Here is a 4,453-nt window from a genome sequence, read left to right as displayed (position 1 = left end):
GCGGTATGACGAGCTGGCGCTGCTGCTGGCGGCCGGGAAGATTCGGGACTTGAAGCTCCAGCCGGAGTTCACCCTGCAGGAGGCATACACCACCCTGGAGGGCGTGCGGGTCCGGGCCATCCGGTACAGGGCAGACTTTTCCTACGAACGGGCCACGGAGCCGGACTGCTGCGGAGAGGTCCACTGGCTGCTAGTGGTGGAGGACGTGAAGAGCGAAGCCACCAAAACCAGGGTATACGCCATCAAGCGGAAGCTGATGCGCGAGCGGCTGGGTATTGATGTGCGGGAGGTGTGAGCCATGAAGAAAAAACCACCTGTCTGCGCCGAATGCCAATACATGAAACTGACGGGATGGGCAAAGTTGACAGCAAATAGCTGGGGAAGAAAGGGACCGCGGGGAGACTGTACGTGCAATCATCCGGCCGCTGAGGAAACTTTTAGAAAAATGTGCCCGCGCAGTCCCCGGATGCCTGGTTTCATCGGTTTCACCGCGCCCGGTGAAAGTGTCCCGCAGACCAAGACGGCGCCGCGCTGGTGCCCACTTCGATTTTCGGAGGTGTAGGCCATGAATGGAACAGAGGCCAGCCGGATTTCCGGTGGGAACAGCGCTTATGGACGCGCAAAAGGAGACCTATATCCGACGCCGCCAGAGGTTACATACGCACTGCTGGATTTTCTTCGACTGCCAGGCAATACCAGGATTTGGGAGCCGGCCTGCGGGAACGGAGATATGGTGCATGAGATGGAAGTCTGGGGGTATCAGGTGACCGGAACAGACATTTCCATGGGCCAGGACTTTCTGACGGTATCCCCTGTTTCCTGCGACTGGATCATCACCAACCCGCCGTTCTCCCTATCAGAAGTGTTTATCCGAAGGTGCCAGTACATTGGGAAGCCGTTCGCCCTGCTGCTGAAAAGCCAGTTTTGGCACGCAAGAAAGCGGCTGGAATTGTTTCAGGAAGATCCGCCGGCGTGGGTGCTTCCCCTGACATGGCGGCCGGACTTTCTATTCAAAACCAGAGGCAGAGGCACACCGCTGATGGACGTACTGTGGTGTGTTTGGGCAGCACCAGAGCTGCCACGGTTCGGGACACATTACCAGCCGCTGCCGCGGCCGGATATGGGAGGCATCACATAAATGGAACATCTCCGTTTTTGCGGTTCCCTCAACATTGCTTGCGGCTATGCCGGTGAGCAGGGATTCTGCACGCTGACCAGATGCCCCGTGGTTCTGGACGGTATTCCTGCGGCCATGAAAAGGGCACAGGGGGAACGCAGAAAGAAGGGGCCGCCTGGGCAGTGCCCACAGTGCGGGGCCTTTGTCCTCGCTTGGGATTGTCGGTCCGATATTTCCCGGTGCTCGAAATGTGGTGGGAACAACGAGGAGAGGCAGAGCCAGAAATGAAAGCGGTATTCAGGTATCCAGGGAGCAAATGGACCGCGGCAGCTTGGATCGTGAGCCATTTCCCGGCGGATTATGAAAAGGCAGTCTATCTTGAACCATACTTTGGCAGCGGCGCGGTGTTTTTCACAAAAAAACCCAGTGTTGTGGAAACGATCAATGACCTGGATGACGAAGTAGTGAATCTGTTCCAAATGCTTCGGAGCCAACCGGAAGAGCTGGCCCGGGAGATCGAATTGACACCATACAGCCGTCGGGAATATGACCTTGCCTTTCAGCCGTGCGAGGAGCCGCTGGAGCGGGCCAGACGGTTTCTGGTCCGCACCAATCAGGCAATCGGCGCCAAAATGGGTGGGAAATGCGGATGGCGAAACCACAAGCAGAAGAAAATCGGCGGGACCGCCTGCAAATGGCGGGGAGTCCCGGAGGCAATCCGGATGGCTGCTGTGCGCCTGCAGGGCAGCCGAAACCAGCTTGTGCAGATTGAGAAGATGGACGCACTTCGGCTGATACGGCGATATAACTCTCCCGAAGTCCTGATGTACCTTGATCCGCCGTATCTGCGTTCCACCCGAAAAAGCGGCCGGATATACAGATATGAGATGGACATAGGAGGCCATCAAGAGCTACTGGAGGAAATTACCGGAAGCCGCGCCCGGATCATCCTGTCTGGATATGACTCCAGTCTGTACAAGGATGCCCTTCAAGGATGGAACAGTTATGCGAAAGAAGTTCGGACCACATCCGGAGAGAAGGCGATGGAAATGATCTGGACGAATTACAGGGACACAGATGCACAGCTTACATTATTTGACCGAAGTGAAGCTGCTCCATGACCCCGGAAACTTGGGACGGGCCGGAAAAGAGGTAGCGGGAGTGATTGAGGTGTGAAGATCTTATCATGCGGCGCCGGGATGCAGTCATCGGCCCTGCATCTGATGAGCTGCGAAAACGCCCTGGCAAAGATACGGGGAGAACCGCCTGTATGGCCCCAGGTGCCGATTTACGACATATCCATATTCTGCGATTTGGGATTCGAGCCGCCTTGGGTGAAAAAGCAGGTCGAATTCCTGGCAAACGCCGGTCATTCTTGCGGGGTGCCACTTGTGATTCTGGATTCTCCGCTCTACACCGACTTTATGGAGAATTTCGGGGAAAGGCGGACGATCAGCATCCCGTGGTGGACCATCAAGGAGGACGGCCACAAAAGCAAGATGCCTCGCAACTGCACCATCGACTACAAGGTAGAGCTGATCTCCAAGTACGTCCGGTGGGAGCTACTTGGTTACAAGAAGGGGCAGAGACTCCGGGACGAGGACAAGAAGGCCCACGAGATGCACATGGGCTTTAGCGCGGAGGAGGCCCGCCGGTGCAAAGAGAACCCCAACCCCATGTTCGTCAACAAGTTTCCCCTAGTGGAGATGGGCTTAACCCGGGCCGACAACTACGCCTATATCAAAGACGTGTGGGGACTCGAAACTAGGGCCAGCGCCTGCGCCTTTTGCCCCTTCCACAAGAACTATTTCTTTAAGTACCTCCGAGAAAATGAACCAGAGCAGTTTGCCCAGGTTGTCGGGGTGGATGAGCTGCTGCGGGATAAAAAACCGAAGCCGCCTATGGATTCCGACTTGTTCATATCGAGAAGTCGAAAGCGGCTCATGGATCTGACCGACGAGGACTGCAACGATGCTGAGTGCTTTGAATATTGCGGGATGCGGGTTTGGAATGGATTTTGATTTGAGAAGATTCGATACTATGGAGCTTTAGAGGAGGAGAAAGATATGGACGAGCTGATTCGGAGGGTTGACGTGGCGCGGCCGCTCCTGGAGAAATACCGGGAAGCGAAGCGGCAAGCGGAGAGGGCTCTGAAGCTGAGGAACCTGGGCTCTTGTCTTGCATTCCGGTCAGATATGGAGACTTTGAGCGCGTGCATCCAGATTGCCGTTGAAGCCCCGGCCATGGGAGAAGACGGCAGGGAAATTCTGCTGGATGCGCTGGAACACTACGGAGAGCGCGCCCAGGTGGACATGATGCTGGAGGAGATGGCGGAGCTGTCCAAAGCACTGCTGAAACTGCGGAGGGCGCAGAAGTTCCGTGAACCGGGCCAGTGGCTTCTCATGGAGGATGTGGCGGAAGAGATCGCGGATGTGCAGATCGTCCTGGACCAGATGAAGATGCTGTACCCTATGTGGGATGGCTTTCGGCGCAAAAAGTTGCAGCGGCTGGAGGAGCGGATCGAGAAAGAGAGGCAGGCGGATGCAGACGAAGGAAGAACTGCTGGAGATCGAGCAGCGGTTGCTGGTGGAGATGGGCCGTCGATACGGTGCCCACCTGGAGAAGGCGGCAGCGGCGCTCCAGGGAATACGAACGGCTGGCGGCGCTGGCGGCGGAGGCCAAGCGCCGCGGGCTCTCCTACGGCCAGCTGATGGCCGGCACAACGGAGTATGAGCGAAACCAGATCGTGCAGAAAAGGCGGAAAACATAAACGAAAGGAGGTGCCGCGGGTGTTTCGGTACAAGAAGTCCATTCCGGTGAGCTATGAGCGGCAGGGATACATCTACTTCACTTCCCTGCTTTACTGGGAGTTACCGAAGCGAACACAGGAGAAGATCCTGAATTTGTGCATCGCCGCCGGGAAAGAAAACTACCAGGCGCTGTTCGAGTTCGTGACAACGGACGCGGGCGCGCAGGCGGTCTGCCTGCGGCACCACCTCTCCCCCTCTACGTTGGAACGCGCCGTGCGGAGATACTACGAGGCGTTCCCACGGAAGATTTGATATGCAGGCGACCGGGGCCCACTCCGGGCGTCTGCGTCCTCTTCTTATCTATGACCAAAACCCGGTAAGGGTCACGCCTGCTGCGGCGGGTGCTCCAGTGCGATTCTGGTGAGCCGGGCCCCTCCCCTGCCGTCTGTGTTGACTGCTGCGTTCCTACGTGGAGAGAACGGCGGCGGGGGAATTGGGGAACCCCACCGCGCCCCGCGCGGCGGGGAGAGGACGAGCGCCCAAGCCCCGAAGGGGCGCGGAAGTGCCCTTGGGGCGCAACGGAGCG

At 57.6% G+C, this 4,453-nt stretch carries 5 protein-coding genes; all 5 read left to right on the top strand.

Features of this window, described 5'->3' with window-relative positions:
* A partial coding sequence (locus HMPREF1546_RS00115) for a DUF1064 domain-containing protein (protein WP_021751575.1) occupies positions 1-295 on the top strand: 295 nt, incomplete at its 5' end.
* 1,106 nt (positions 296-1,401) lie between these two features.
* Entirely contained in the window at positions 1,402-2,238 is an 837-nt protein-coding gene (locus tag HMPREF1546_RS00100) for a DNA adenine methylase (RefSeq protein WP_036630843.1), read from the top strand.
* 270 nt (positions 2,239-2,508) lie between these two features.
* Positions 2,509-3,138, top strand: coding sequence for a hypothetical protein (locus HMPREF1546_RS00095; protein WP_301546159.1), 630 nt, complete (start codon positions 2,509-2,511; stop codon positions 3,136-3,138).
* Positions 3,139-3,183: 45 nt separating this feature from the next.
* Positions 3,184-3,828, top strand: coding sequence for a hypothetical protein (locus tag HMPREF1546_RS00090; protein WP_021750195.1), 645 nt, complete (start codon positions 3,184-3,186; stop codon positions 3,826-3,828).
* Positions 3,829-3,906: 78 nt separating this feature from the next.
* Positions 3,907-4,179 (top strand): hypothetical protein, encoded by a 273-nt coding sequence (locus tag HMPREF1546_RS00085; RefSeq protein ID WP_036630838.1) that lies wholly within the window; start codon positions 3,907-3,909, stop codon positions 4,177-4,179.
* The last annotated feature ends 274 nt before the right edge of the window (positions 4,180-4,453 follow it).

It is taken from the genome of Oscillibacter sp. KLE 1745, from assembly GCF_000469445.2.
Lineage (GTDB): Bacteria > Bacillota > Clostridia > Oscillospirales > Oscillospiraceae > Oscillibacter > Oscillibacter welbionis.
Note: the sequence above shows the minus strand (reverse complement) of the source record. Positions and strands in the feature narration are given on the sequence as shown.